Raw genomic sequence first — 25,673 nt, 5'->3', positions numbered from 1 at the left:
ACTCGACCAACGGATCACAGTTAAACCGCAAATGTGCGTGGTGCGCAACCCCCGATCCGATACGTAACAGCGGTGAAACGATGGCTACGAAAGTTCTGTCGGACTGGCGGTGCACATCAGCCCCGTTGGTGACCAGCTGTCACATCTCTATCGAGATATCCAAAGATACTGAAAATATGGGCCATTCGAGTACCTATCGCCAGTATGTTCGTTACAATGGTGCGCATGCAGGGGGAGCTGGAGACCATTCTCGACGCACTCATCGATTGTTGTTTCGACGACGATCCGACCGGGCCGGCCGTACTCACGGACATGCAGACACTGGTCACCATCAGGAATGTTGTCGACGCGTTGACCGCGGCCGGGGCTGGTCATCTCGACCGGCTGGGGGTTGCACAGAATCACGGGCACAAACCGATCGCGCTACTGATCGAGATGGGGTACGCGCCCGCCGTCGCCGCGCGGATGCAACGGATCGGCACCTCGGCGGTGGTGGAACGCACGTCGAAACATGCTGCCGACGGTGCCATCTCAGGTGAGCATGTGGACGCGATCGTGCGCGGACTCAACCAGATCGGGCTACGCGCCGGGGAGACTCCGACTGCCGAGACCTGGGCCGAGTTCGAGGGTGATCTGTTGGCGCAGGTGTTGTCCGGTGCGAAACCTGCTGAGGTGATGGCACGAGCGCATCAGCTTGGTGACCATCATGCTGATGACACCGAGGGTGGTCGTCCGGCGAAAGAGGACCGCAATCTGAATGCCCTCGATATCGGGCGAACTGATGATGGCCGGGTCGCTGTCTCGGGGAGTCTGGATGTGGTTGTCGGGGAGAAGTTGGCGACCGCGATCGAGAAACTCTCAGCGCCGGTCCCGCAGCCGGATGGTTCGAAGGATCCCCGCGAAGCGCCTCGACGCCGCGCGGATGCGTTGGAGATGGTCCTGGATATGGCGGCTGGTGCGGGGGAACGGTCGGTGACCGCGCCACCTGCGGCGTTGATCAACCTGTCGGTGCCCGCGGATACACCTGACAAGTCGGAGTTGGCGTTCGGTGGGTCGATCACTCACAGCACTTTGCTGGAAACCAGTTGTGATGGTGTGGTGGTGATGACGATCGTCGACGGTGAGCGGGTGCCGTTGGATATGGGCCGGTCGAAACGGTTGTTCACCGCTTCGCAGCGGCGTGCGTTGTTCGAGCGGGATCGGTGTTGTATCAAGTGTGGTGCCCCGGCGTCGAGGACTCAGGCTCATCATATTGAGCATTGGTCGGATGGTGGTGCCACCGACCTGGCGAACGGTTGTTTGTTGTGTGCGTCGTGTCATGCCGATGTGCATCACAACGGGTGGGATGTCTATACGGGTCCGGATGCGCATCCGTGGTTGATTCCGCCGGAGGTGGTTGATCGGCGTCGTCGTCCGATTCCGGCGTATAACCGGCGGTTTGCCGACGAGTTGCCGAATGCTGCCTGATCTTTTGTAGAAGCTTGTGTTCTTTGAGAACTTCATAGAGATGGTGGTGTGTCGGAGCCTCCGTTGGTTGGGTTGGCGAGTTCGGCCGGCGGAGGTTTCGACACGACTTGTCGCTTCGCTCCTCGTCGGCTCAACCATCCACTGGGCGTTTCTGATTGAGGCGGGACCGAGCGTAGCGAGGACCCGTGTCGAAATCTCCGGAGCCTACGTTGGGTGGTGACCGCCTCGGAGGTGGTCACGCCGGCGAGTTCGGCCGGCGGAGGTTTCGACACGTCTCGTCGCTACGCTCCTCGTCGGCTCAACCATCAACCACTGCTTGCTGATTGAGCGAGGGGCCCTGTTGGTGATTGAGCCGGGACCGAGCATCGCGAGGACCCGTGTCGAAATCTCCGGAGCCGACGTCGGGTGGTGACCACCCCAGAGGTGGTCACGTTGACGAGTTCGGCCGGCGGAGGTTTCGACACGACTTGTCGCTACGCTCCTCGTCGGCTCAACCATCAACCACTGCTTGCTGATTGAGCGAGGGGCCCTGTTGGTGATTGAGCCGGGACCGAGCATCGCGAGGACCCGTGTCGAAATCTCCGGAGCCGACGTCGGGTGGTGACCACCCCAGAGGTGGTCACGTTGACGAGTTCGGCCGGCGGAGGTTTCGACACGACTTGTCGCTTCGTTCCTCGTCGGCTCAACCACCCACTGGGCGTTGCTGATTGAGTTGGGATCGGAGTGGTTGCGTGGGCGTCATCGGCCGACGAGGTTTGGACGCGTCTTGTCGGGTCACTCCTCGTCGAATCGAACATCAACGGCGATTGGCTGATTGGGCTGCGATATGCCGATGGTGACCCCCTGCGGAGGTGTCGACGTGTCAGCGATTCAGGACGTGTAGCAAGGGTTCTCCGGTTGCGACGGCCAGAATGTTGTCGCGGACCGCGCCGATCTGTGCGGCAACCGAATTGCGGGTCACGCCGGCGACATGGGGGCTCAGCAGGACGTTCTCCTCGCCCAACACGGCCGGTGCCAGTTGTGGGGGCTCGGTGCCGAAGACGTCGAGGGCGGCGCCGGTCATGGTTCGGGCACGCACTCGCTTGAGCACCGCGTTCTGGTCGACGATGCCGCCCCGACTCACATCGATCAGGATGGAGTCCTCGGGGAGGGAGTCCACCGCATCTTGGCCGATGAGGCCCAGTGTGTCAGGGGTGCGGGCGATCGCGACTATCACGATCTCGCTGTCGGACAGCAAGTTCGGCAACGGCATCCACGACGCACCGTCGATCCTGGATCGGGGTGACCAGTACGAGACCGCACATCCGAGGTTTGCATACATGGCGCACAGACGGGTGCCGATCTGGCCGGCGCCCACCACGCCCACGCGGCTGCCACGAAGCTCTCGCGGACGGGCCTCGTCGAGGATGCCGAGCTGAGGCCACCGACCACCTCGTACCTGCGCATCGGCCCACCGATACGACCGCAGCAGGTTCATCGTCGCACCCAGACACCACTCGGTCACCGACCACGAGTTCGCCGGACCGATGTTCGCCACTGGGACGCCACGACGAGCCCAAGCATCGAGATCGATCGTCTCGACGCCGGCAGTTGGCTGTTGGACCAGGACGGCGCGCTCGGCGAGCGCGGCCTCGGTTTCGTCCAGCCGCAATTGTCCCGACCAGTCGCCGACGATCACGTCGCAGTGCGGCAGGGCCGCCCGCAGGGCATCAGAGGTGTGCTCGGGCAGCCGGGTCACCTCAACATCGACGCCTTCGGGTTCGACCGCATCTAGCAGGGCAGGAGAAGGATTGGGCGGCAACAACAGAACCCGTAATCCCATCAGACACCCGCTCCCCAGATCTCGGCGAAGTCGGGTTGTTCGCGGACGATCCTGGGAATGATCGACTGGTACTGGAACCACCCGACGGCCTCACCGCCGACTGTGGCGCCGGTGGCCACTGCGGTGTCGTGATCGAGCATGGTGGGGGTACCGGCGGCCAGCGCGATCATCTCGGCCTGCATCGACCGTTCCATCGTGATGAACCACCACACCGCCGACTCGACGGTCGTCCCCACCGTCAGATGCCCGTGATTGGCCAGGATCGCCGCCTTACGCGGACCGAGGGCCGCGGCGATCCGACGTCCCTCCTCGGCGGCGAAGACGACACCGTCATAGTTCGGATACAGGATGTGATCCTGGTAGAACGCGCACGCGTCCTGTGTCATCGCGCCGAGCTCACGACCCATCGCCGAGAACGCCTTGCCATACAGGCCGTGCGCATGCACCGCGCCGACCACATCCGGCCGTTTGTCATGGATGGCCGCATGGATGGCGAAGGTCGCCCCGTTGAGCGGCCCGCTGCCCTCGACGATGTCACCGTCGGCGTTGACCAAGATCAGGTCCTCGGGGCAGACCGTGCCGAAGTAGGCACCCCACCGTGCGGTCCAGAAGTGGTCGGACAGTTCGGGATCACGAGCGGTGATGTGCCCCGCGACACCCTCGTCCATGCCGAATCGCGACAGCAGTCGGTAGCCGCCGACCAGTGCGACCTTGCGGCGGTGGCGCTCCTCGTCGAGCGACGACGACGACCATCGGACAGGGATACCGCTCGGCTGATCGTCGGGCACAGCAGAGTCGGGCACAGCAGAGTCGGAAACGGGAGATGGGGAGACAGAGGATTCGGCGGCGATGGACATGGTCACTCCTTCGGTGCGGTCGGGGCGGGGATCATCCGGGCTGCGAGGTCGAGAAGACGTGTGTTGGCCTCGGTCTCGCCGATCGAGACGCGTATTCCGGTTCCGGCCAGCGGACGTACCGACAGTCCGATCTCGCCGGCCTCGGCGACGAACGCCGCGGCCCCGTCGGCGTCGGGGAAGCGAAGCCAGACGAAGTTGCCCTGCGGATCACCCACGTCCCAGCCGATCTCGGCGAGGCCGCCGACCACGCGCAGGCGCTCGACGACCAGGGCGTCCACGCGCTCGAGCAACTCCGAGCGCAACTGCAGCGACGCCACCGCCGCGGCCTGTGCGGGCAGACTCACCCCGAACGGGACGGCGACGGCGCGCAATGCTGCGGCGATCTCGGTGGGTGCGTAGGCGTAGCCCACCCGCAGGCCGGCGAGGCCATAGGCCTTCGAGAACGTCCGTGCCACGGCGACGTTGGTGCGTGCGGTGGCGATCGCGATCCCGTCCACGGGATCATCCATCCGCACGAACTCCGCATAGGCCTCGTCCAGGATCACCAGGACGTGCGCGGGAACGGAGTCGAGGAACCCGAGGACCTCGGTGTGCGTCAACGCCGCGCCGGTGGGGTTGTTGGGTGTGCACAGGATCACCGCGCGGGTGCGATCGTCGATGCGGTCGGCCATGGCGTCCAGGTCGTGGCGCCCGTCGGCGGTGAGCGGGACCTGCTCCGACCGCGCGTTGGCGGCGAGTACCGCGATCGGGTAGGCCTCGAAACTGGGCCACGGGTAGACGACGTTGTCGCCCGGCTCGCACACGCTGGAGAGAAGGTCGTAGATGATGGCGGCCGATCCGGCGGCCACGGCCAGATTCGCCGTGGGTACCGAAAGGCTCTCGGCCAGTGCGGCATAGAGCTCGGCATTGCCCATGTCGGGATAGCGGTTGGAGTCACGTACCGCCCGGTCGACGGCCGCGACCACGCCGGGCAGCGGCGGATACGGGTTCTCGTTGGACGACAGTTTGTACCGGGCGACCCCGGGTTTCGCGACGGGTGGTTTACCGGCCACATAGGGCGGCATCTCGCTGATGCTCGACCGTACGTGCAGGAGGGTCATCGTTGTCTCACCATGTTTCGTTGTGCTGCAGGGGTTCAGGGACAGAGGGTGGGGACACCCGGGATCAGGAATCGGCGAGGCGGCGCAACTCGGGCAGCACCGTGGTGCCGATCAACCCGAGGGCGAGCAGTGGGTCGGCCCCGATCGGCGGACCGAAGGAGATGTGCCGGGCCCCGGCCTCGATCAGCTCGGAGCACTGGGTGATCACGTCGTCCACGCCACCGACGATGCCGAGGCCGAGCATCCCGTCGGTGACCGATGCGGTGGCGGCAGCGACGCCCTCGGTGTCGAGTAGTCGTTGGGTGTGGGCGAACTCGTCGGGGTCGAAACCGTGCTCGGCGAGGACTGCGGCGGACAGCGACCCGGAGTAGAGCGCGATCTGATGGGCCATCGCGTGGCGTGCCTCGTCGCGATCATCGGCGATCGACGCCCACACGCAGGCGGCGATGTCGATGTCGGCGATGTCGCGCCCCTTGTCGGCGGCGCCGGTGCTGATCTCCTTCATCACCGAGAAGACATGGCGCGGTGGCAGACACAGGGGCAGGGCCCCGTCGGCGTAGCGTCCGGCGACCCGCAGCATCTGCGGGCCCATCGCACCGACGTATACCTCGACCTCGTGGGCGTAACGCGGTACCGCGAGGTCGGTCCAGCCGGGTCCGGCTCCGGGCACACCGGCCGGACTGCGGCCGGCGGAGAGCTCTTTGATCGCCACCACGGCGTCGCGGGTGCGGGCCACCGGCCCCGACGGCGGTGTGATCCCGGCCTTGGCGTAGAACACGTCCGACCCCGCTCCGACACCCACGATGAACCGTCCGCCGGACAATTCCTGCAGGCCGGAGGCGAACATCGCGATCTGTCCGGGATGCAGTGTGACGGGGTCGACCACGCCGCAGCCGAATCGGATGCGGTCGGTACGTGACGCGATCGCTGCCAGGCTCACCAGGCCCGGTTCGCCGAGGAAGTCGTTGCCGGTCCAGACCTGGTCGAACCCGGCATGTTCGGCCAGTTCCGCCTTGGCCACCACATCGGCCACGCTGACGTGGGAACCGATGCGGGCACTGAACACGAGGCCGGTCATCCGGCACTCCTTTCGCTTGTGATGACGCCCGACTCGTCGAGCACGCTCACCCGCATCCGCACGGCCTCCGGGGCGTCCGGACAGGCGAGAAGCGGCGACGACCTCAGGTAGTGGTCGGCCTCTGCGGCGTCGAGACGTCCGAGGACGACCGGCAAGACGTTGGCAATTGCGAAGTAGCAGAACTGCTTTCCCTCGGGCACGATGACGCCGGTGTCGGACAGGTCGAAGTGATCGCCGACGGTCAGGCCGCATGCCGAGTAGTTCATCGACTCGACGGTGCAGCGCACGGTGACGCTCATGACGTCTCGTCCGGCTCGGGCACGATCGTGATCACCACGTTCTCCTCGACATGCGGGCACAGGAAGTAGGGCTTGCGGAGCAGCCAGTCGTCGGCGGGCAGCGGCATCTGGCGCGTGCCCAGGCACGGCAACACCGCCGACAACGCGTGGGGACAGAAAGGCTTTCCGTCCGTGGACATCCGTGACTCATCGATGGTGACGTGGTCGCCGACCCGGGCTCCGCAGCGGGGCGCGTCGGCCCGGTCGATCACCACGCGCACACGCGGCGTGGGACCGACCATCGCCGGTGAGCCGGCGTCGGCACTCATCCGCGCTCGGCGAACAGCTCGCGGGCTCGCTCGGCCGGCATCATCCCGGAGGTGTCCACCCCGCCACTGCTCAGCGCGGCGCGGGCGAGCGCACCGAGATGATCACGGCGGGTGCCGGCGTGTGCGAGCGCACCGTAGGCATCCCGGAGGACACGCTGCATCGGGTCGACGTCGCGGATGAAGCCGGCGCGCGCCAGATCGGTGGTGAGGTCGACGACCCGGCGCAGCGCCAGGCCCGCGACCGCATTGACACCGGTCATCCGGGCCTGTGCGGTGGGGGTGAGCACCCGGTCGGAGAAGATGGTGTCGTCGGTGATGTCGGCGACGTGGCGGCTGCCCGCATAGGCGAAGTCGACCTCGGCGATCGCCTCACCGAATCGCTGCAGTGTGGCGGCGTCGAGGTGGGAGACGCCGCGCGCCGAGATGATGTCGGCGGTGATGTCCACCAGGTGCCGGGCCACACCGAGGGCCACGCCGGTGAGCGCGAAGTGGCTGACGTGGACGCTGCGGTTGAGCGGGTCCTTGTTCTGGTCGTAGTCGGCGTCGCGGTCGAACGAGTGTGACGCGGGGACGAAGGCGGGCTCGATGATCTCGTAGGAGGTGCTGCCCGAGCCGCTGACCCCGAGCACCTGCCAGTTGTCGCACACCGTGATTGCCTCACGCGGAAGCCAGATCCCCAGATGCAACTGCTTGCCGGTCGGGCCGATCACCGGCTGGTCGCCGTCGAAGACGTTGGCGCTGCCGATCACGTGCTCGGCGACGTAGCTGCCGCTGCCCCAATCCCAGTGCCCGCTCACGAGATAGCCACCGGGAACCACCTGTGCGCGGCCGCGTGGATGGAACGAACCACTGGTCGGCATGTCGCGGGTGGGGTAGAGCTCGGCGTAGGCCTCGTCACCGAGGCGGGCGGCGTAGTAGCCGGTCGCGTTGAGCACGCCGATGTTCCATGCGGCCGAGGCGTCGACGGTGGCCACTTCGGCAACCACGTCGAGCTGCCGGCGCAGACCCATCTCGAGTCCGCCGCGGAACGCGGGGAACGCCATCTGGAACACGCCGGCGCGGCGGAATGCGGTGGTCAGGCGGGGACTCAGGCGCGCGATCCGCTCCATCTCGTCGGCTTCCTCGGCGACGACGGGGAGCAGCCTGCGGGCATTGGTGATCACGGCATCGGCCGAGTCGAGGGCGAGCAGGTCCGGGATGGCGTCGTCGGCCGTGCTGGTGCCGATGCGGGTCGTCTCTGTGACGGTCGTGTCGGTGATTGACATTGTGAACCTCGAATCATTAAGTGGGAGTGTCGAAATCAGGTGATCGGCTCGCCGCCGGTCACCCAGATCGTCTGTCCGGTGACCGCGGGGTTGGTCACCAGGGTTCCGACCGTGGCCGCAACGTCGCCGGGTGTGGGAAAGTCCGGCAACGACATCCGCGCGGTCAGGGCCTCGGCGGCGGCCACCCAGCCGGGGTCGGTGTCGACCGGATCGTCGGGATCGACCACACGACCCGGTGCGACGATGTTGGCGGTGATCCCGTACCGGCCTTCCTCGACGGCGAGGTACCGGGTCAGGGTGGTGGCGGCCGCCTTGGCCGTGCCGTATGCCGCGTGTCCGGCGATCGGCCGGGCGATCAGCGCACCGGCCAGGTACACGATCCGCCCCGATCCGGCGGCCCGCATACCCGGCAGGACGCGTCGGCACAGGGTGAGGTGGCCGGCGACGGCGGCGAGCTGCGCGGCGAGTTCGTCGGCACCGAGGTCGGCCACGGCGGTGGCGCCCGGCGCCCGCGGATGGGCTGCGTTGACCAGCACGTCCACCGCTCCGAGACGGGCCTCGAGATCGGTGAGCGCGGTGTCGACGGCCGCGGCGTCGGTGATGTCGCAGGCCGTCGACCACTGCGCGCCGGGCGGGTGGTCCCCGGAACGACTGAGTGCGGCCACGCGTAGCCCGAGTTCGGACAGGTGGTCGACGATCCTCCGTCCGAGCGGACCGGTGGCCCCGGCGACCAACGCGATCGGATCGGTCATCTCGACGGGTCCGTCGTCGCGGTGTTCGTCATCGGAGCACCGCCGACAAGAACGTGCGGGTGCGGTCGTGGGCGGGTGTGTCGAAGACCTGCGCCGGGGGACCGACCTCGACGATGGTACCGGCATCCATGAACACCACACGGTCACTGACCTCGCGGGCGAAACCCATCTCATGGGTGACCACGACCATGGTGATCCCGCCGGTGCGGGCCAGGTCCTTGATCACCGACAGCACCTCGCCGACGAGCTCGGGATCGAGCGCGCTGGTGGGTTCGTCGAACAGCATCACCTTGGGACGCATGGCGAGTGCCCGGGCGATCGCGACCCGTTGCTGCTGCCCGCCGGACAGTTTCGACGGGTAGGAGCCCTCCTTGTCGGCCAGCCCGACGCGCGCCAGCAGCGAGCGCGCGTACTCGGTGGCCGCCGCGGGGGATTCACGCTTGACCTTGATCGGGGCGAAGGTCACGTTCTCCAGGGCGGTCATGTGCGGGAAGAGATTGAAGTGCTGGAACACCATCCCGATCTCCAGGCGGCGCCGGCACGCCTCGGATTCGCGGAGTTCGTAGAGCTTTCCGCGCTTGAGCCGGTAGCCCACCAGGTCGCCGTCGACGGTGATCGATCCCGCCGAGATGTCCTCGAGGTGGTTCATGGTGCGTAGCAGGGTGCTCTTGCCCGAGCCCGACGGACCGATGATGCAGACCGTCTCACCGGTGGGGATGTCGAGGTCGATGCCCTTGAGCACCTCGGTGGAGCCGTAAGACTTGCGGACCCCGGAGATCCGGATCATCGGATCGTCGGCGGCGGGATCGGCCGACCGGGTGACGATGTCGGGTGTTGTCGTCATTTGGTGGCCGCCCGTCGTTCGAGGAAGTACTGGCCGATCGAGAGCAGGATGATCACCAGCAGGTACCAGATGGTGGCGACGATCAGCATCTCGATGGTGCGGAAGTTGACGCCGGAGATTCCGAGAACCGCGGTCATGAGGTCACCGCCGGCGATCACCGACACGATCGCCGAGGCCTTGAGGCCGCCGATCAGTTCGTTGCCCAGCGGCGGGATGATGATCCGTAGTGCCTGGGGCAGAACGATGTACCGCAGGGTCTTGCCGCCGTTCACGCCGAGCGCCTTGGCCGCCTCGTGCTGTCCGACGCCCACCGAGAGAAGGCCGGCGCGGACGATCTCGGCCATGTATCCGGAGCCGGTCAGGGCCAGCGCGATCACCGACGCCACGAACGGGGTGACCACCTGCTGCACCTGGAAGGAGACGAGAGGTGCGGTGCCGAAGGGATTGGCGATACTGACCGTGTTGACGAACAGTCCGAGGTTGCCGACGAAGATCAGCAGCACCACCAACGGGATGCCCCGGAAGAAGAAGATCCAGATCGAGGCGAAGCCGGACAGGATTCTGCTCTCGGAGATCCGCATGACGCCGATCACCACGGCGAGGATCACTGCGATCCCGACGCCGAGGACGGTCATCTCGAGGGTCAGCAGCAGGCCTTTGAGTACACCGCCGTCGAGCAGGAAGTCGCCGACGACCGACCACTCGATGTTCGGATTGACCACGAAGCCGTACACGCAGAACGCGACGATCGCGATCAGCACGGCCGCACTGATCATGCGGCCCCAGTGCCGGACCGGAACCACTTGCAGGCTGTTGACGTCGACGTGGCCGGCGGCCCGCGTCACGTCCGGGGGTTCGAGTGCAACGGAATTGGACATGGCCACTCGTCATCCACCGATCACTTGGTGCCGGCCGGCGTGCCGGTCAACGGATTGACCTTGATCTCGTCGACGGTCACCGCGGAGTCGGCGGAGTCGTTGTCGGCGAGGATCTTGGCGTAGGTGCCGTTCTCACTGAGGCGACGCAGCGAGTCGGCGAAGGCGGTGGCCAGCGCACCGTTCTTCTTCGAGACCGCGATCGTGGTGTAGAGCGGCTCGATCTCGGTGTCCGGGACGACCACCGCGGTGAGCTTGGAATCGGCTGCGACAGCGCTCTTCTGGCTGGGGGTGGTGTCCAGCCACGCGTCGATGGCACCGGAACGCACGGCGCTGATCGCGGCGTTGGCGCCCTGGAACTCGGAGACCTTGATGGGGGTGGAGGCGCATTCCTTGTCGCTGACCGCCTTCACGGCGGCGACCTGGACGGCGCCGACGGGTGCGCCGATCGTCTTGCCGCACATGTCGGCCAGCGAGGTGATGCCGGCGGCCTTGTCGGCCGGCATCAGCAGTGACTCGGTGGTCTTGATGAACGGCACGAGGTCGAACTCGCCGGCCTCGCGTTCACGGGTGTCGGAGATCTGGCCGAAGAGTGCGTCGACGGCACCCGACTGCAGGCCGGGCAGCTGGGCCGGCCACTGCATGTTGCGCCACTGCGGGGTGAGGCCGAGGTCGGTGCCGATCGCGGCCGCGAGGTCCGGGGCGATGCCGACCGGCTGGGAGGTGTTGGACGCGTCGACGCTGATGATCGGCGGGGTCGACCATTCGGCGCCGAGCTTGAGGGTGCCGCTGGCGGCGATCTGTTCGGGCAGTCCGCTGGCCGGGGTGCCGGAGCCGGTGGACTCCGTGGTGGTGCCGGTGGAGCAGGCACCGAGGGTGACGGCGAGCGCGGTGGCGGCGCAGGCTCCGGCGAGAGAAGTCGTGAGCTTTGCAAACGGTCGGGACGACATGAGGGGCTTCCGTTTCTGTGGGGGCGTGGTTTTCCCAGACGGGAGAAGGGGCTTCACACGATTCTGGCGGTCGGTGATGACCGCAGTATTGGGTTGTCGTTACAAATACATTTCATGTTTGTGATTGCCGTCATGAACGTGACATGCCGATCAGGGGATGGCCGGGATGCGGACCAGATGACACCCCGCGGCGATCAGCGGATCGTGCAGGGATGCGGGATCGGGTACCTCGATGTCGGTGGTCACCACGGTGGTGTACTCGTGGCCATAACGGTCGACGAAATACGCGATCTCGTTGGTGTCCAGCCCTTCTCGGGTCGGAGATGGCGGGATCAGGGCCATTCTGCGGTCCGGGGTGACCCCGGCGGCGGTCAGGATGGTTGCGACCTGGGCGGTCGCGTCGGTGGAAACACCTGGGGTGATGGCGATCCCGAGCCGTCGTCCGTGTGGGCGATGGAGCCGGGCGAGAACCGCGGCAAGCTCTCCGGGTCCGACGACATCGGTGAGAGCCCCAGGTGTGCAATCGGGTTCATCGTCATCATGGGGGGTGGGCCAGTCGCCGGTGAGCGCCCAGTGGTGGGCCGGAGCCCACGTGCCGAGCCCGGACGTCTCGTTGAGATGGCCTCCGGTCGGGAGGGTGATCACCCGGACCCCGGAATCGGCGGGCGCGTCGGGAATGTGTCCACCCAGCCACGGATCATCCCGCGCCACAACGATGGTCGGTGGCTCCACGGACAGTGGTCGCAGGGCCGTGAGATCGGGGTCGGGAGTGGGGTCGGCCCAGGGGTGTCGGCCCGGGCCGGGCGGGGCGACCAGCAGGACACGGCGCGCGACGGGGACGGGGCCGCCATCGGCGGCCAGCCGTGTCCAGCAGTGAGCCGACAGCCCGTGCGCGATCACGATGGTGTCCGGGTCGATATGGCGGCGAAAGGCCTTGCACCACTGGTCGACATCGGGATCGTCGAGATCGGGTAGCAGCGGGTAGGACACCTCGATGCCCTCGTCGCAGAGGCGCTGGGCGAGCAGGATCTGCCAGTGTCCCGGCGCACGGCGGAACTGCGCACCGTCGAGCATCACCACCGGCCCGGTCATCGCGGCAACTCCTCACGGAACGCCGACATCGCCGAGCGCCGGCCGGTGACCTCCTCGATGAACCGGCCCGCGGGCTGTTCGAGGCTGTCGCTGAGCTCCAGGAACTTGGGCACGCTGACCGTGCCGGGCCAGTCGGCCGACATCATCGACGACGGCAGCGCCGGATCCACATAGGTGATGGGGCGCCAGAGGTCGAGTGCCCTGGTCCAGCCGTGGAAGGCGGTGCGCGGGTCCGGTGACTGCGAGTAGGCGGCCATCGCCGCGGCGTGTGCCGCCAGGAAGTGATCGTGCAGATCGCGGGCGAGCTCGAAGTCCCACCAGCGCGTGACGGCGACGTCCGGTCGGGTCTCGCCGTGGATCTCGCTGACGATGAAGGTGGTCACGTGGCCGGTCAGGCCCAGCTCGGCGACCATCTCGTGTACTTCGTCATCCATGTATGCCGGGCAGATCCAGAGGCCGTTGGCCACATTGCCGCAGCCCATCCAGGTGAGGCGTCGGCGCAGCTGGTGGCGTAGGCCCCGATCCTGCTCGGGAACCGAGAACGAGATCAGGCACCACGGGTCGCCGTCGGTCATCAGGCGCGGGCGTACGTAGCGGAGGATGTCACGGGCGAAGACCCGGGCGGCGCGGTCGGAGGCCACGTACCCCGGCGTCGGGCCGTCGGGCTGTGCGACGAGATGCCCCTTCGCCTTGAGGCGGGTGAGGGCGGTGCGCGCTGGCTGGTCGGCGACTCCGACCGCGCCCATGAGGGTGACTATGCTCGACGTCGGCAAGTGCGTTCGGTCGTTGCCGACGGTGACGCCCAGAACGGTCCGGAGCAGCGATGTCGCACTTCCGGGCCGTGAATCGAACTCGTCAACGATCTTTTCCATCGGTGTCTCTCCTCGGGCTGGTGGCGAGAACATATCACTGCTGTGACGACCGTCTGGTTTACGAAATGTTACGCCCGTGTTTCGGTGTTCGTGACTTTGTGCGCCCACGTCGGGCCAGGCCGTCGTGGCGTGGAATCGGCTGTCGTCGAGCCCATCTCGGATCGAGTGTCACGCCACGGAGGTGCCGACCCAGATCACAGTCGGTGATCTGGGACAATGGCTGACGATGACCACGCCAGATCCCACCGACACAGCCCTGCCCACGCCCGTACCGACCGATCCGGTGCCGACCAATCCGGCCCTGACCGCGACTGTCGACCTCGACGCCATCGCCCACAATGTCTCCGTGGTGCGAGCGGCGTCCGGCGCCGATGTGATCGCGGTGGTCAAGGCCGACGGATACGGGCACGGCGCGGTCCCGGTCGCGCGAGCGGCGCTCGAGGCCGGGGCCACTGAACTCGGTGTCGCGGTGATCGGGGAGGCCCTCGCGCTGCGGGCTGCCGGGCTGGATGCGCCGATCACCGCCTGGTTGCACACCAACGACGCCGACTTCGGCGGTGCGATCGCCGCCGACGTCGACATCGCGGTGTCGTCCCGCCGCCAACTCGCCCGGGTCCTGGGCGCGGCGCGTGGCCTCGGCGTCGCCGCCACGATCACGGTGAAGGTGGACACCGGACTCAATCGCAGCGGTGTGGCGGCGGACGAATGGTCCGACTTCGCCGCCGACCTGGCCGCCGCCGTCGCCGAGGGGGCCGTGACGGTCCGCGCGATGATGTGCCACCTCGGTCGCGGCGACGAGCCCGAGCATCCCCTCAACTCCGAGCAGGCGCGGCGACTGGACACCGCGCGTGCCGATCTCGTGCGACGCGGGGCCGGCCCCGAGGTGATGCACCTGGCCAACTCGCCTGCGGCGCTGACCAGGCCCGATCTCGCGCGCGATCTGGTTCGACCGGGTATCGCGATCTACGGCGGGGTGCCCATCCCCGGCCGCGACTTCGGGCTGATCCCGGCGATGACGTTGAGCGGCGAGGTGGCCCTGGTCAAGCGTCTGCCCGCGGGGCAGGGAGTGTCCTACAGTCACACGTGGGTCTCCGAGCGTGACACCATGATCGCGGTGGTACCCGCGGGATACGCCGACGGCGTCCCGAGGACCGCGTCCGGCCGCCTGCGGGTGCGGATCGGCGACCGGGACTTCCCGCAGATCGGCCGAATCTGCATGGACCAGATCGTGATCGACCTCGGCGCCGACGGCGGCGGGGTCCGGGAGGGCGACCGCGCCGAACTGTTCGGCACCGGCCTCACCGGCGGGCCCACCGCGCAGGAATGGGCCGAGACGGTCGGCACCATCGACTACGAGATCCTGTCGCGGATCGGCGGTCGCACCGCGCGGACCTACGTCCGGTCCGGTCACACGGCCGACGCCCCGCAGGTCCCGGACCCGGTGGGAGAACCGCAGGTGGGGGAACGGCGATGAAGCCATCGGAACGGATCGGCGTGGCCGCCGGGGCGGCGGGACTCGCCGCACTGGGCGGGCTGGCCACCGCCGGGGCGGTACGCACGGCCAATGGACGGCGCGTGCCCCCGGGGGGAGATCCCTACGCCGGCATCGACTTCACCACCATGTACGACGATCCGGCGTCGACCGTACCCGCCGCCGACGGTCTCGCCCTGGCCGTCCGCACCGTCGACCTGGGTGGTCTCACCTCGGGGGAGACACCCGAGATGACCGTGGTCTTCGTCCACGGCTTCAGTCTTCGCCTGGCCAGCTGGCACTTCCAGCGGTATGCGCTCGCCGAGAAATGGGCCGACCGGCGGATTCGTATGGTCTTCTTCGATCTCCGCGGCCACGGTCGCAGCGAGAACGCCCCCGCGCAGACGTGCACGATGGATCAGCTGGTGAGCGACCTCCGCGAAGTGGTTCGCGCCGTGGCGCCTGCGGGACGGGTTGTGCTGGTGGGGCATTCGATGGGTGGCATGGCGTTGCTCGGGCTGGCCCGTCGGCATCCCGAACTGTTCGCCGCCGACGGTCGCGTCGCAGGGGTCGCCCTGGTGGCGACAGCGGCGAGCGGACTGGCCGAGGAAGGGCTCGGCCGCAGCCTGCGCAACCCCTTGCTCGACGCGTTCGCGGTGGTCGCCCGGCGCACCCCGCGGGTGATCGAGGCCGGCCGTGACCTGACCCGCATGGTCCTCGAACCGGTGCTGGTGGCAGCGAGTTTCGGGCCCCGGTTCCACAGCCCCGCAGCCGGCCGTGCGGTGGAGAAGATGCTGCAGAACACCCCGATCGCGACGGTGGTGAACTTCCTGTCGGTCCTCGAGACCCACGACGAGACGCTCGGCCTGCCGGTGATCGCGCACGTGCCGTCGGCGGTGGTGTGCGGTGACCAGGACAAGATGACGCCGCTGCCGAACTCGCTCTACATGTACGGCGAACTCGGCACCGACTCCCACCTCGAGGTGGTCGAGGGAGCCGGGCACATGGTGCAGATGGAGGTGCCCGACCGGGTCACCGACGCCATCGACGACCTGGTCGGGCGGGCACGCCTGGCCGCCCCGCGACCCCGCCGCCGCTGGTGGCGTCTCAAGGAGAATGCGTGATGGCCGCCGACAACTCTGCCGGGCAACGCGAACTACCCGAGGTCGCCGACACCGAGGCGCTGGGATTCGATCTCGCACAGCATCTCTCGGCAGGAGACCTGGTGATCCTGGACGGTCCGCTCGGCGCCGGGAAGACGGCGCTGGCCCGCGGGATCGCCGCCGGGCTCGGCGTGGTGGGCCGGGTGTCCTCACCGACGTTCATCATCGCCCGCGAGCACCGGCCGGGCGCCCCGGGCGCACCCTGGATGGTGCATGTGGACGCCTACCGGCTCGGTGGGCTCGACGAACTCGACGCCCTCGACCTCGACACCGAGATCGCCGACGCCGTGGTCGTCGTCGAATGGGGTGAGGGTGTGGCCGAACGCCTGGCCGACCGGCATCTGATCGTACGACTGCGCCGTGATCCGGACACCGATGTGCGGCACGCGGAATGGGAATGGGTGAATCACCAGTGAGCACTGCCGAATTCGATGCCAGGGGCACCGGTACCGCCCCCTCCGGCGGGGTGCGGACGGTCCTCGTGGTCGACACCGCCACCGACGCGGTGGTCACCGGCATCGCCACCATCACGAGCGGCGACGCACAGCCGCCGGTGGTGACGGTGCTCGCCGACCGGACCGTCGCCGATCATCGCCGCCATGCCGAACTGCTCACCACGCTGATCGGCGAGACCCTCACCGAATCCGGGGTCGGCCGTGGACAACTCGATGCCGTCGTCGCCGGCGTGGGCCCCGGCCCGTTCACCGGCCTGCGGGTCGGGATGGCCACCGCGGCCGCCTTCGGTGACGCCCTGGGCCTGCCGGTGTACGGGGTGTGCTCACTCGACGCGATCGCCGTGGAGGTGGCCGGGGCGGCGCCGACCGCGTCGACGATCGCCGTGGCGACCGACGCCCGGCGCCGCGAGGTGTACTGGGCGCTCTACACGCGCACCGGCCGGATTCGCGGGCCGGAGGTCGCCGCACCCGCGGCGGTGGCCGCAGACCTCGACGGCACCACCCCCGACGCGGTCGGCGGATCGGCGCCACACCTGTCCCAGATCGGCTGGACGGCAACCGAACCCGCGTCGACCATTCCGACGGTGTCGGGTCTGGCGACCGCGGCGGCGGCAGCTGTCCTGGCCGGGGCGACCCCGGAACCGCTCGTCCCGCTCTATCTGCGACGCCCGGATGCGGTGGAACGCAAGGACCAACGGCCCAAGTCGGTGACACCGTGAGTGCCGCGGAACTCGTGATCGACGCCCTCGAACTCGCCGATGTCCCGCGGGTCGTGGAGTTGGAGCAGCAGAGCTTTGCTGCCGATTCACCATGGCCGGCAAGCGCATTCCGCGCCGAACTGAACGCCCCGTACAACCGGTACTTCGCCGCCCGTGAGCATCCCGGCGATCCGGTGATCGGGTATGCGGGGATCTCCACACTCGGGATCCCCGGATCCTACGAATGCGAGATCCACACCATCGCGGTGGCGCACACCCACCGTGGCCTCGGCTACGGTCGTGCCCTGCTCGATGCGCTGCTCGCCGTCGCCGACGCGATCGACGCGCCGGTGTTCCTCGAGGTGCGCACCGACAACGACACCGCCATCGCGCTGTACGAGCGCAACGGCTTTGCCACAGCAGGTATCCGGCGAGGCTACTACCAGCCGTCCGGCGCCGATGCCCACACCATGATCCGACCGTCGGCGTCCGGACGCGTCGGCACCGACGACGCAGGAGGCGCCACCTCATGATCGTGATGGGAATCGAGAGTTCCTGCGACGAGACCGGAGTGGGGATCGTCGCCTGGGAACCCGGCACCGACGGCGCCCCCGGCCGCGCGGTGATGTTGGCCGACGAGGTCGCCTCGAGCGTCGACGAGCACGCCCGATTCGGTGGGGTGGTACCCGAGATCGCCTCCCGCGCACACCTCGAGGCGATCGTGCCGACCATGCGACGGGCCCGCGAGGCCGCCGGGATCGACCGTCCGGATGCGATCGCGGTGACCATCGGCCCCGGGCTGGCCGGTGCGCTGCTCGTGGGGGTCGCCGCGGCGAAGGCCTATGCGCTGGCATGGGATGTTCCGCTGTATGCGATGAATCATCTCGGCGGACATGTCGCGGTGGACACCCTCGAACACGGACCGATGCCCGAGTGCGTGGCATTGCTGGTGTCCGGTGGACACACCCATCTGCTGCACGTGACCGATCTGGCCGCGCCCATCGTCGAACTCGGCACCACCGTCGACGACGCGGCCGGGGAGGCCTTCGACAAGGTGGCCCGGCTGCTCGACCTCGGCTATCCCGGCGGCCCGGCACTCGACCGGCTCGCCACCGAGGGCGATCCGCACGCGATCGCGTTCCCCCGTGGGTTGACCGGTCCGCGCGACGCCCGCTACGACTTCTCGTTCTCCGGGGTGAAGACGGCGGTCGCACGCCATGTCGAGAAATGCCGCCGTGACGGGGTGGAGGTCCCGATGGCCGACGTCGCCGCGTCGTTCCAGGAGGCGGTGGCCGATGTGCTCACCCTCAAGGCGATCCGTGCCTGCACCGACCTCGGCGTCGACACCCTGGTACTCGGCGGCGGGGCCACCGCCAACTCGCGCATCCGTTCCCTGGCCGGTGAGCGGTGCGCCGCGGCCGGGATCACCCTGCGTGTCCCGACGCCGCGCCGCTGCACCGACAACGGCGTGATGATCGCGACGCTCGGCGCCCATGTGATCGCCGGCGGTGCGGCACCGTCACCGCTGACCGTCGCCACCGATCCCGGACTGTCTGTCCAGCTCAGTCAGCTCTGACGACGACGGCCGTCGCGCGTTGTGCGCGACGGCCGATGCGAGATCTCGAGGAGAGGCTGCAGGGTCGGCTGTGCCGGCCCGGGCATGATGGGTCCTCTGCACGAAGACATCTGCGCGGTGGTTCTCACCGGTGATGTCACCATGCCATGTCCGGGCCGGCGCAGCCCGTACCGGCCTTATGCCTTGGCGGCGGCCAGTCCCAGTGCGACGTCGATGATCATGTCCTCCTGACCACCGACGAGGCGACGCTTACCGCACTCCACCAGGATGTCGCGGACGTCGACATCGTAGGTCTTGGCGGCATTCTCGGCGTGACGCAGGAACGACGAGTACACCCCGGCGTAGCCCAGCGTGAGGGTCTCGCGGTCGACGCGGACCGGACGGTCCTGCAGCGGGCGGACGATGTCGTCGGCGGCATCCTGCAGTTTGAACAGGTCGCAGCCGTGCTTCAGGTCCGACAGATCGGCGACGGCGATGAACGGCTCGATCGGGCAGTTGCCCGCCCCCGCGCCGTGTCCGGCGAGCGATGCGTCGACGCGGAAGGCGCCGTTCTCCACGGCCACAACCGAATTGGCGACCGCCATGGACAGATTCTCGTGGGCGTGGATACCGATCTCGGTCTGCGGGTCGAGGACGTCCCGGTAGGCCTCGACGCGGGCGGCGACGTCGTTCATGGTGAGCCGGCCGCCGGAGTCGGTGACGTAGACGCAATGTGCGCCATAGGATTCCATCAGCTTGGCCTGCTTGGCCAGCTCCTCCGGCGGGGCCATGTGCGAGAGCATCAGGAAGCCGGACACGTCCATGCCGATCTCGCGCGCCGCGGCGATGTGCTGGGCGGAGATGTCGGCCTCGGTGCAGTGGGTGGCCACGCGGACCGACCGCACGCCGAGGTCGTAGGCGCGCTTGAGCTCACCGATGGTGCCGACACCGGGCAGTAGCAGCGTGGTCAGCCGGGCGGTGGTGAGCACCGACGCAGCGGCCTCGATCCACTCCCAGTCGGTGTGCGAGCCCGGGCCGTAGTTCAGCGACCCGCCGGCGAGTCCATCGCCGTGGGCCACCTCGATGGCGTCCACACCGGCGTCGTCGAGTGCGGCGACGATGCGCTTGACATCCTCGGTGGAGATGCGGTGGCGGACGGCGTGCATGCCGTCACGCAGGGTGACGTCCTGGATGAAGATCGGTGTGCTCATGCCTGAATCTCCTTGGTGGCGGCGATCTTCTCGGCCATCTGCACGGCGGCCGAGGTCATGATGTCGAGGTTGCCCGCGAAGGCGGGCAGGTAGTCGGCTGCTCCCTCGACCTCGAGGAAGACCGACACCTGGTGGGTCGGCCGGTCGGTGCCGGGCACCAGCAGGGTCTCCACCGGCTGGTCGGCCGGGATCTCGTTGATCTGGACCTTCTGCTTGAGGCGGTAGCCGGGCACGTAGGCGGCGACGTCGGCGACCATCTTCTCGATGGAGTCGACGATCTCGGCCTTCACCGGGTCGGCGTCGGCCGGCAGGGTGACGAGGGTGAACACGGTGTCGCGCATGAGCAGCGGCGGCTCGGCCGGGTTCAGGATGATGATCGCGCGGCCGCGGGCGGCGCCGCCGACCTGCTCGATGGCCGCCGAGGTGGTCTCGGTGAACTCGTCGATGTTGGCGCGGGTGCCGGGGCCTGCCGAGCGCGACGCGATGGAGGCGACGATCTCGCCGTAGGCGACCGGGACGACGCGGGAGATGGCCGCGACGATCGGGATGGTCGCCTGACCACCGCAGGTCACCATGTTCACGTTGGCGGCGTCGATGTGCTCGTCGAGGTTGACCGCCGGGATCACGTACGGGCCGATGGCCGCCGGGGTCAGGTCGATCATCCGCTTGCCGAGCGGACGCAGCTTGGCGTCGTTGGCGGTGTGCGCGCCCGCCGAGGTGGCGTCGAAGACGATGCCGATCTCGTCGATCTGCGGGGAGGCGAGCAGACCGTCGACACCTTCGGCGGTGGTCTCGAAGCCGTACTTCTGGGCGCGGGCCAGACCGTCGGAGGCGGGGTCGATGCCGACCATGACCGCCATCTCCAGGTGGGTGCCGTTACGCATGATCTTCTTCATCAGGTCGGTGCCGATATTGCCCGACCCGATGATGGCGACCTTGGTCTTCTGACCTGTTGTGGTCATCGGATCTCCTTGCTGTTCTGGGGTTCTCGAAGGTGTGGTGCGGGGACTGGTGCGAGTGGCCGCTACTGCTGGGCGGTGAAGGTGACGGTGCCCAGCGGGGCGACGGTGGCCGACACGGTGGCGCCGGCGGTGATCGGACGCATCGGGCCGAGTGCGCCGGAGAGGATGATCTCGCCGGCCCGCAGCGGCTCACCGAGGTCGCGAACCTGCTCGGCGAGCCAGACGACGGCCTCGATCGGGTCGCCGAGGCAGGCGGCGCCGGTGCCGGTGGACACCTCGGCGTCGTCGATCGACATCGTCATGGTGACCTCGCGGGGTTCGAACTCGGCGAGGGTCTTGTGATCGGTGCCGAGCACGTACGCGCCGGCCGAGGCGTTGTCGGCGACGGTGTCCCCGAAGCTGATGTCCCAGTCGGCGACGCGGCTGCCGCAGATCTCGATGGCCGCCACACCGTAGGCGATCGCCGCGCGGACCCGGGCGGCGTCGATCTCGCCGTCGAGGTCGTCGGCGAGGACGAAGGCCAGCTCGGCCTCGGCGCGCGGCTGCAGCACCGCACCGGTCGCCAGGGTGCCGCCGTCGGGGATGACCATGTCGTCGAACAGGACACCGAAGTCGGGCTGGTCGACCCCGAGCTGGGCCTGCACGGCCTCCGAGGTCAGCCCGATCTTGCGGCCGACGCGGCGGGCGCCACCGGCGAGCCGTTCGGCAACCCCGACCTGCTGGACGGCGTAGGCCGCGGCGATGTCGGCGGTGCCGATCAGGTCGCGGACCGGGGCGACGGGGGTGGCGGATTCCGATGCGGTCCGCAGCCGGGCGGCCGCCTCGGTGATCGCCGCGTCGGTGATCGGTGCTGGGGTGGTGACCTGCTCTGTCATGACTCCACTGTCGCCGCAGGTCGGTGGGTTCTCCTACCAAAACGTTCCACTCAGCGATACGCTGATCCGATGTCGGGTGAGGCGGCCAAGCAGACGGATGTCCGGGGGGCCGGTGCGGTGGACGCCACCGGGGCGGATCTGAGCACCGTGCTGGGCAAGGCGGTCGCGGTACTCCGGGCGTTCCGGGTGGAGGATCGTGTGCTCCCGCTGGCCGAACTCGTCCGCCGGACCGGGCTGTCCAAGCCGACGGTGCACCGGATCGCCGGGGACCTGGTGACCTATCGGCTGCTCGACAAGGACCAGCGCGGCTACCGGCTCTCGGGCGGGCTCTTCGAGCTGGGGATGCGGGCGTCGGCCGAACGGACCCTGCTGGAGGTGGCGATGCCCTTCCTGCAGGACCTCTATGAACGGACCCGGGAGACGGTGCACCTGGGCGTCCTCGAGGGTGCCGAGGTGGTCTACATCGCCAAGATCGGCGGACACCGGCAGGCGCGATCGCCGTCGAGGACCGGCGGGCGTATGCCGCTGCATTGCACGGCCATCGGTAAAGTTCTTCTCGCGCACGCAGATCCCGAACTCCAGCAGGAGGTGCTGGCGGGGCCGCTCAAGCCGTGGACGCCGCACACGATCGTCGCATCGGGATTGCTGAGGCGCCGCCTGGCCACCATCCTCGAGGCGGGCGTCGCGTTCGAGCGCGAGGAGTCCACGCTCGGTCTGCTGTGTGTGTCGGCGCCGGTTCTCGACACCGGCACCGGGGAGGCGGTCGCGGCGATCAGTGTCACCGGCCCGGTCGGCCGGTTCCGCCCGGAGGCCCATGTCGCGGCGGTGCGGGCCGCCGCCGCGGGGATCGCCGGGGTGCTGGCGAGACGATAGTCGCGGGCCCACCGGTCAACGCGCGTCCTCGCGTCGGGGACGAATTTCGCTGCGGGCTGATCTTTTGCAGCCGCGAGCCTTGAGTGCTGGCACTCTCATGTATAGAGTGCTAGGAGGCACTGCGAGCAGACCTCGTTCACCCGCGACGACGAAGTCTCGTGGCAGAGCCCCGCAGAAACAAGAACATCGTTTTCTCAGATGAGAAAGTAGAGGACTCACATCGTGGCGAGCGTGAACATCAAGCCGCTTGAGGACAAGATCCTGGTGCAGGCCGTCGAGGCCGAGACGACCACCGCGTCGGGTCTGGTCATTCCGGACACTGCCAAGGAGAAGCCGCAGGAAGGCACCGTCATCGCCGTTGGCGAGGGCCGCGTGACCGAGCAGGGCAACCGCGTGCCGGTCGACGTCAAGGAAGGTGACACCGTCATCTACAGCAAGTACGGCGGCACCGAGATCAAGTACGCCGGTGAGGAGTACCTGATCCTGTCGGCGCGCGACGTGCTCGCCGTCATCGGCAAGTAAGGATCGCGAGACCCTCGTGACTCTTCCCGCCCCGGCGCCCAGTGGGCACCGGGGCGGAGTCGTCCGTGCGGCCGGTGACCCGGCCGCACGATCAGCCAGCACAGAGAGAAAGCCCTGATGGCAAAACAGATCGAATTCGACGAAAAGGCCCGGCGCGCACTCGAGCGCGGCATCGATCAGCTCGCCGACGCGGTGAAGGTGACCCTCGGGCCGCGCGGCCGGCACGTGGTGCTGGCCAAGGCATTCGGTGGCCCCAGCGTCACCAACGACGGCGTGACCATCGCCCGTGACATCGACCTCGAGGATCCCTTCGAGAACCTCGGTGCCCAGCTGGTCAAGTCGGTTGCGACCAAGACCAACGACGTCGCAGGTGACGGCACCACCACGGCCACCGTCCTCGCCCAGGCCATCGTTCGCGCCGGTCTGCGCAACGTCGCCGCGGGCGCCAACCCGATCACGCTCGGCGCCGGCATCGCCAAGGCCGCCGACGCGCTGAGCGAAGAACTGCTGCGCCTGTCCACCCCGGTCACCGGCGAGCACGGTGTCGCACAGGTCGCCACCGTCTCCTCGCGTGACGAGGAGGTCGGTGAGCTGGTCGGCAAGGCGATGAACACCGTCGGCACCGACGGTGTCGTCACCGTCGAGGAGGGTTCGGGTCTGCACACCGAGCTCGACATCACCGAGGGCGTCCAGTTCGACAAGGGCTACCTGTCGCCGTACTTCGTCACCGACCCCGACGCACAGGAAGCGGTCCTCGACGATCCGCTGATCCTGCTCTACCGCGACAAGATCAGCTCGCTGCCGGACTTCCTGCCGCTGCTGGAGAAGGTCGTGGGTGCGGGCAAGTCGCTGCTGATCGTCGCCGAGGACGTCGAGGGTGAGCCCCTGTCGACCCTGGTGGTCAACTCGATCCGCAAGACCGTCAAGGTCGTCGCGGTCAAGGCGCCGTTCTTCGGCGACCGTCGCAAGGCCTTCCTCGAGGATCTCGCCGTGGTCACCGGTGGCACGGTGATCTCCTCCGACATCGGTATCTCGCTGAACGCCGCGGACCTCGACCTGCTCGGGTCGGCCCGCCGCGTCACCGTCAGCAAGGACGCCACCACGATCGTCGAGGGTGCCGGTACCGCCGAGGCCGTCGCCGACCGCGCCGCCCAGCTGCGTCGCGAGATCGAGAACAGCGACTCCGACTGGGATCGCGAGAAGCTCGCCGAGCGGCTGGCCAAGCTGGCCGGCGGTATCGCCGTGATCCGCGTGGGTGCGGCCACCGAGACCGCGCTCAAGGAGCGCAAGCACCGCGTCGAGGATGCGGTCGCCGCGGCCAAGGCCGCTGTCGAAGAGGGCATCATCCCCGGTGGCGGGTCGGCCATCGTGCAGGCCGCGGCCGTGCTCGATGCCCTCGCCGAGGAACTCCCCGACGAGGAGGCGCTCGGTGTGAAGGTGGTCCGCGAGGCCGTCAAGGCCCCGCTGTACTGGATCGCCACCAACGCCGGAGTCGACGGCGCCGTCGTCGTGCACCGGGTCACCGAGGCGGAGAAGGGCCATGGCTTCAACGCCGCGACCCTGACCTACGGCGACCTCGTCGCCGAGGGCATCATCGACCCGGCCAAGGTCACCCGCTCCGCGGTGGTCAACGCCGCGTCGGTCGCCCGCATGGTCCTGACCACCGAGACCGCGGTCACCGACCGGCCCGCCGAGGCCGCCGACGACCACGGCCACGGCCACGGTCACGCGCACTGACGTCGCACTGATCCGGCCGACGGCGCCCACCCGGGCGCACTGACGCACAGCGACTCCGCGGTGGTCACCCTCTGAGGGTGACCACCGCGGAGTCGTCTGCGTTGTGGGATCTGGCTGTCGGATCTGGTGTCGTGGACGTCGGTGTCGGTCGGTGCCGGGCCCGGGGGAGCCGGGTGGGCCAACCGGTGTGGGAGTGCCGGTCACGCCCGTTCGGGTCGCGCCGGCGGTCCCGTCGTGGTGGAGTGTGTGGGTGCCTAGCTGGCGATGCGGCGTCCCACGCCACGCTTCATGAGCATGCTGCGCTCGGACTCGGAGAGCCCGCCCCAGATGCCGTACGGCTCGGCGACGGCGAGGGCGTGCTCGCGGCACTGGGCGATGACCGGGCACTGGTGGCACATCTCCTTGGCGCGACGCTCGCGCTGGGCCCGTGCACGGCCACGTTCGCCGTCGGGATGGAAGAACATCGAGGACTCAACGCCGCGGCACAAGCCGTGCATCTGCCAGTCCCACACGTCTGCATTGGGGCCAGGGAGGTGGTTGGGCTGGGGCATGTCAGCTTCTCCTTCGTCA

The 25,673-nt window shown here is 68.3% G+C and carries 27 protein-coding genes; 10 read left to right on the top strand and 17 right to left on the bottom strand.

Features of this window, described 5'->3' with window-relative positions; all coding sequences use genetic code 11:
• Window positions 1-225: 225 nt before the first annotated feature.
• The gene (locus tag Q9K23_RS04970) at window positions 226-1,467 is read left to right on the top strand and encodes an HNH endonuclease signature motif containing protein (protein ID WP_160319610.1); all 1,242 of its coding nucleotides are present in this window, start codon (window positions 226-228) and stop codon (window positions 1,465-1,467) included.
• Window positions 1,468-2,329: 862 nt separating this feature from the next.
• Here Q9K23_RS04970 and Q9K23_RS04965 read toward each other — a convergent pair.
• From Q9K23_RS04965 to Q9K23_RS04905, 13 genes are all read right to left on the bottom strand, one after another.
• A complete protein-coding gene (locus Q9K23_RS04965; protein ID WP_082365947.1) occupies window positions 2,330-3,289 on the bottom strand; it encodes an NAD(P)-dependent oxidoreductase in 960 nt (319 codons plus the stop codon).
• Entirely contained in the window at window positions 3,289-4,092 is an 804-nt protein-coding gene (locus Q9K23_RS04960) for a class II aldolase/adducin family protein (protein ID WP_244882526.1), read from the bottom strand. Before Q9K23_RS04960 ends, Q9K23_RS04965 begins: the two co-directional genes overlap by 1 nt.
• A 56-nt stretch (window positions 4,093-4,148) precedes the next feature.
• The gene (gene hisC / locus Q9K23_RS04955; RefSeq protein WP_020790416.1) at window positions 4,149-5,246 is read right to left on the bottom strand and encodes a histidinol-phosphate transaminase; all 1,098 of its coding nucleotides are present in this window, start codon (window positions 5,244-5,246) and stop codon (window positions 4,149-4,151) included.
• A gap of 64 nt (window positions 5,247-5,310) precedes the next feature.
• Complete coding sequence (locus Q9K23_RS04950) at window positions 5,311-6,324, bottom strand: LLM class flavin-dependent oxidoreductase (protein WP_020790418.1); 1,014 nt, start codon at window positions 6,322-6,324, stop codon at window positions 5,311-5,313.
• On the bottom strand, window positions 6,321-6,623 hold the full coding sequence (locus Q9K23_RS04945) for a TIGR04076 family protein (protein ID WP_020790414.1): 303 nt from the start codon (window positions 6,621-6,623) through the stop codon (window positions 6,321-6,323). Before Q9K23_RS04945 ends, Q9K23_RS04950 begins: the two co-directional genes overlap by 4 nt.
• The gene (locus Q9K23_RS04940; RefSeq protein WP_053777691.1) at window positions 6,620-6,931 is read right to left on the bottom strand and encodes a TIGR04076 family protein; all 312 of its coding nucleotides are present in this window, start codon (window positions 6,929-6,931) and stop codon (window positions 6,620-6,622) included. Before Q9K23_RS04940 ends, Q9K23_RS04945 begins: the two co-directional genes overlap by 4 nt.
• Window positions 6,928-8,196, bottom strand: a complete 1,269-nt coding sequence (locus tag Q9K23_RS04935) for a hypothetical protein (RefSeq protein ID WP_187343559.1) — start codon at window positions 8,194-8,196, stop codon at window positions 6,928-6,930. The genes Q9K23_RS04940 and Q9K23_RS04935 overlap by 4 nt, the downstream gene beginning before the upstream one ends.
• 35 nt (window positions 8,197-8,231) lie before the next feature.
• Window positions 8,232-8,948 carry an SDR family oxidoreductase gene (locus Q9K23_RS04930; RefSeq protein ID WP_305950413.1) on the bottom strand — a complete coding sequence of 239 codons (717 nt, stop codon included), beginning with the start codon at window positions 8,946-8,948 and terminating at the stop codon, window positions 8,232-8,234.
• A 28-nt stretch (window positions 8,949-8,976) separates the two neighbouring features.
• The gene (locus tag Q9K23_RS04925; protein WP_020794242.1) at window positions 8,977-9,792 is read right to left on the bottom strand and encodes an amino acid ABC transporter ATP-binding protein; all 816 of its coding nucleotides are present in this window, start codon (window positions 9,790-9,792) and stop codon (window positions 8,977-8,979) included.
• Window positions 9,789-10,670 (bottom strand): amino acid ABC transporter permease, encoded by an 882-nt coding sequence (locus Q9K23_RS04920; protein ID WP_053777694.1) that lies wholly within the window; start codon window positions 10,668-10,670, stop codon window positions 9,789-9,791. The genes Q9K23_RS04925 and Q9K23_RS04920 overlap by 4 nt, the downstream gene beginning before the upstream one ends.
• A gap of 20 nt (window positions 10,671-10,690) precedes the next feature.
• On the bottom strand, window positions 10,691-11,617 hold the full coding sequence (locus tag Q9K23_RS04915; protein ID WP_053777695.1) for a transporter substrate-binding domain-containing protein: 927 nt from the start codon (window positions 11,615-11,617) through the stop codon (window positions 10,691-10,693).
• A 150-nt stretch (window positions 11,618-11,767) separates the two neighbouring features.
• Window positions 11,768-12,709 (bottom strand): alpha/beta hydrolase, encoded by a 942-nt coding sequence (locus tag Q9K23_RS04910; protein WP_053777696.1) that lies wholly within the window; start codon window positions 12,707-12,709, stop codon window positions 11,768-11,770.
• Window positions 12,706-13,581: a PaaX family transcriptional regulator C-terminal domain-containing protein gene (locus tag Q9K23_RS04905; RefSeq protein WP_305950412.1), complete on the bottom strand. Its 876-nt coding sequence runs from the start codon at window positions 13,579-13,581 to the stop codon at window positions 12,706-12,708. Before Q9K23_RS04905 ends, Q9K23_RS04910 begins: the two co-directional genes overlap by 4 nt.
• Window positions 13,582-13,807: 226 nt before the next feature.
• Here Q9K23_RS04905 and alr point away from each other — a divergent pair, with 226 nt between their 5' ends.
• Genes alr through tsaD form a run of 6 tightly spaced genes read left to right on the top strand, consistent with a single transcriptional unit; the run spans window position 13,808 to window position 18,944 of the window.
• Window positions 13,808-15,055: an alanine racemase gene (gene alr, locus Q9K23_RS04900; RefSeq protein ID WP_082365955.1), complete on the top strand. Its 1,248-nt coding sequence runs from the start codon at window positions 13,808-13,810 to the stop codon at window positions 15,053-15,055.
• Window positions 15,052-16,176 carry an alpha/beta hydrolase gene (locus Q9K23_RS04895; RefSeq protein ID WP_053777699.1) on the top strand — a complete coding sequence of 375 codons (1,125 nt, stop codon included), beginning with the start codon at window positions 15,052-15,054 and terminating at the stop codon, window positions 16,174-16,176. Before alr ends, Q9K23_RS04895 begins: the two co-directional genes overlap by 4 nt.
• Window positions 16,176-16,631: a tRNA (adenosine(37)-N6)-threonylcarbamoyltransferase complex ATPase subunit type 1 TsaE gene (tsaE, locus tag Q9K23_RS04890; protein ID WP_053777700.1), complete on the top strand. Its 456-nt coding sequence runs from the start codon at window positions 16,176-16,178 to the stop codon at window positions 16,629-16,631. Before Q9K23_RS04895 ends, tsaE begins: the two co-directional genes overlap by 1 nt.
• Window positions 16,613-17,389: a tRNA (adenosine(37)-N6)-threonylcarbamoyltransferase complex dimerization subunit type 1 TsaB gene (tsaB, locus tag Q9K23_RS04885; protein ID WP_305950411.1), complete on the top strand. Its 777-nt coding sequence runs from the start codon at window positions 16,613-16,615 to the stop codon at window positions 17,387-17,389. Before tsaE ends, tsaB begins: the two co-directional genes overlap by 19 nt.
• Entirely contained in the window at window positions 17,386-17,901 is a 516-nt protein-coding gene (gene rimI, locus Q9K23_RS04880) for a ribosomal protein S18-alanine N-acetyltransferase (protein ID WP_020792985.1), read from the top strand. The genes tsaB and rimI overlap by 4 nt, the downstream gene beginning before the upstream one ends.
• Window positions 17,898-18,944: a tRNA (adenosine(37)-N6)-threonylcarbamoyltransferase complex transferase subunit TsaD gene (gene tsaD, locus Q9K23_RS04875; RefSeq protein WP_053777701.1), complete on the top strand. Its 1,047-nt coding sequence runs from the start codon at window positions 17,898-17,900 to the stop codon at window positions 18,942-18,944. The genes rimI and tsaD overlap by 4 nt, the downstream gene beginning before the upstream one ends.
• A gap of 176 nt (window positions 18,945-19,120) precedes the next feature.
• Here tsaD and dmpG read toward each other — a convergent pair whose 3' ends face one another.
• From dmpG to Q9K23_RS04860, 3 genes are all read right to left on the bottom strand, one after another.
• Window positions 19,121-20,134, bottom strand: a complete 1,014-nt coding sequence (gene dmpG, locus Q9K23_RS04870; RefSeq protein WP_020792620.1) for a 4-hydroxy-2-oxovalerate aldolase — start codon at window positions 20,132-20,134, stop codon at window positions 19,121-19,123.
• Window positions 20,131-21,096 carry an acetaldehyde dehydrogenase (acetylating) gene (locus Q9K23_RS04865; protein ID WP_020792621.1) on the bottom strand — a complete coding sequence of 322 codons (966 nt, stop codon included), beginning with the start codon at window positions 21,094-21,096 and terminating at the stop codon, window positions 20,131-20,133. Before Q9K23_RS04865 ends, dmpG begins: the two co-directional genes overlap by 4 nt.
• A gap of 62 nt (window positions 21,097-21,158) precedes the next feature.
• A complete protein-coding gene (locus tag Q9K23_RS04860) occupies window positions 21,159-21,971 on the bottom strand; it encodes a fumarylacetoacetate hydrolase family protein (protein WP_305950410.1) in 813 nt (270 codons plus the stop codon).
• Window positions 21,972-22,040: 69 nt separating this feature from the next.
• Between Q9K23_RS04860 and Q9K23_RS04855 the strand changes: the two genes are divergently transcribed.
• The 3 genes from Q9K23_RS04855 to groL all read left to right on the top strand — a co-directional run bounded on the left by Q9K23_RS04855 (window position 22,041) and on the right by groL (window position 25,103).
• Window positions 22,041-22,844 carry an IclR family transcriptional regulator gene (locus Q9K23_RS04855; protein ID WP_082365950.1) on the top strand — a complete coding sequence of 268 codons (804 nt, stop codon included), beginning with the start codon at window positions 22,041-22,043 and terminating at the stop codon, window positions 22,842-22,844.
• A gap of 222 nt (window positions 22,845-23,066) precedes the next feature.
• Window positions 23,067-23,366, top strand: a complete 300-nt coding sequence (gene groES, locus Q9K23_RS04850) for a co-chaperone GroES (protein WP_006334733.1) — start codon at window positions 23,067-23,069, stop codon at window positions 23,364-23,366.
• A gap of 117 nt (window positions 23,367-23,483) precedes the next feature.
• Window positions 23,484-25,103 carry a chaperonin GroEL gene (groL, locus tag Q9K23_RS04845; protein WP_053777702.1) on the top strand — a complete coding sequence of 540 codons (1,620 nt, stop codon included), beginning with the start codon at window positions 23,484-23,486 and terminating at the stop codon, window positions 25,101-25,103.
• A gap of 254 nt (window positions 25,104-25,357) precedes the next feature.
• On the opposite strand, the gene Q9K23_RS04840 is transcribed toward groL, so the two are convergent.
• Window positions 25,358-25,654, bottom strand: coding sequence for a WhiB family transcriptional regulator (locus tag Q9K23_RS04840; RefSeq protein ID WP_053777703.1), 297 nt, complete (start codon window positions 25,652-25,654; stop codon window positions 25,358-25,360).
• Window positions 25,655-25,673: the final 19 nt, after the last annotated feature.

The organism is Gordonia sp. NB41Y, assembly GCF_030718915.1.
Lineage (GTDB): Bacteria > Actinomycetota > Actinomycetes > Mycobacteriales > Mycobacteriaceae > Gordonia > Gordonia desulfuricans.
Note: the sequence above shows the minus strand (reverse complement) of the source record. Positions and strands in the feature narration are given on the sequence as shown.

Bases quoted from the DNA above. Each gene is read 5' to 3' on its own strand.
- Q9K23_RS04970 (WP_160319610.1), top strand. From the start codon at position 226: ATGCAGGGGGAGCTGGAGACCATTCTCGACGCACTCATCGATTGTTGT.
- Q9K23_RS04915 (WP_053777695.1), bottom strand. From the start codon at position 11,617: ATGTCGTCCCGACCGTTTGCAAAGCTCACGACTTCTCTCGCCGGAGCC.
- Q9K23_RS04925 (WP_020794242.1), bottom strand. From the start codon at position 9,792: ATGACGACAACACCCGACATCGTCACCCGGTCGGCCGATCCCGCCGCC.
- Q9K23_RS04895 (WP_053777699.1), top strand. From the start codon at position 15,052: ATGAAGCCATCGGAACGGATCGGCGTGGCCGCCGGGGCGGCGGGACTC.
- dmpG (WP_020792620.1), bottom strand. From the start codon at position 20,134: ATGAGCACACCGATCTTCATCCAGGACGTCACCCTGCGTGACGGCATG.
- Q9K23_RS04905 (WP_305950412.1), bottom strand. From the start codon at position 13,581: ATGGAAAAGATCGTTGACGAGTTCGATTCACGGCCCGGAAGTGCGACA.
- Q9K23_RS04910 (WP_053777696.1), bottom strand. From the start codon at position 12,709: ATGACCGGGCCGGTGGTGATGCTCGACGGTGCGCAGTTCCGCCGTGCG.
- Q9K23_RS04935 (WP_187343559.1), bottom strand. From the start codon at position 8,196: ATGTCAATCACCGACACGACCGTCACAGAGACGACCCGCATCGGCACC.
- Q9K23_RS04940 (WP_053777691.1), bottom strand. From the start codon at position 6,931: ATGAGTGCCGACGCCGGCTCACCGGCGATGGTCGGTCCCACGCCGCGT.
- Q9K23_RS04965 (WP_082365947.1), bottom strand. From the start codon at position 3,289: ATGGGATTACGGGTTCTGTTGTTGCCGCCCAATCCTTCTCCTGCCCTG.
- Q9K23_RS04950 (WP_020790418.1), bottom strand. From the start codon at position 6,324: ATGACCGGCCTCGTGTTCAGTGCCCGCATCGGTTCCCACGTCAGCGTG.
- Q9K23_RS04840 (WP_053777703.1), bottom strand. From the start codon at position 25,654: ATGCCCCAGCCCAACCACCTCCCTGGCCCCAATGCAGACGTGTGGGAC.
- hisC (WP_020790416.1), bottom strand. From the start codon at position 5,246: ATGACCCTCCTGCACGTACGGTCGAGCATCAGCGAGATGCCGCCCTAT.
- groL (WP_053777702.1), top strand. From the start codon at position 23,484: ATGGCAAAACAGATCGAATTCGACGAAAAGGCCCGGCGCGCACTCGAG.
- Q9K23_RS04855 (WP_082365950.1), top strand. From the start codon at position 22,041: ATGTCGGGTGAGGCGGCCAAGCAGACGGATGTCCGGGGGGCCGGTGCG.
- Q9K23_RS04860 (WP_305950410.1), bottom strand. From the start codon at position 21,971: ATGACAGAGCAGGTCACCACCCCAGCACCGATCACCGACGCGGCGATC.
- tsaE (WP_053777700.1), top strand. From the start codon at position 16,176: ATGGCCGCCGACAACTCTGCCGGGCAACGCGAACTACCCGAGGTCGCC.
- Q9K23_RS04945 (WP_020790414.1), bottom strand. From the start codon at position 6,623: ATGAGCGTCACCGTGCGCTGCACCGTCGAGTCGATGAACTACTCGGCA.
- alr (WP_082365955.1), top strand. From the start codon at position 13,808: ATGACCACGCCAGATCCCACCGACACAGCCCTGCCCACGCCCGTACCG.
- tsaD (WP_053777701.1), top strand. From the start codon at position 17,898: ATGATCGTGATGGGAATCGAGAGTTCCTGCGACGAGACCGGAGTGGGG.
- Q9K23_RS04865 (WP_020792621.1), bottom strand. From the start codon at position 21,096: ATGACCACAACAGGTCAGAAGACCAAGGTCGCCATCATCGGGTCGGGC.
- Q9K23_RS04930 (WP_305950413.1), bottom strand. From the start codon at position 8,948: ATGACCGATCCGATCGCGTTGGTCGCCGGGGCCACCGGTCCGCTCGGA.
- Q9K23_RS04920 (WP_053777694.1), bottom strand. From the start codon at position 10,670: ATGTCCAATTCCGTTGCACTCGAACCCCCGGACGTGACGCGGGCCGCC.
- tsaB (WP_305950411.1), top strand. From the start codon at position 16,613: ATGGGTGAATCACCAGTGAGCACTGCCGAATTCGATGCCAGGGGCACC.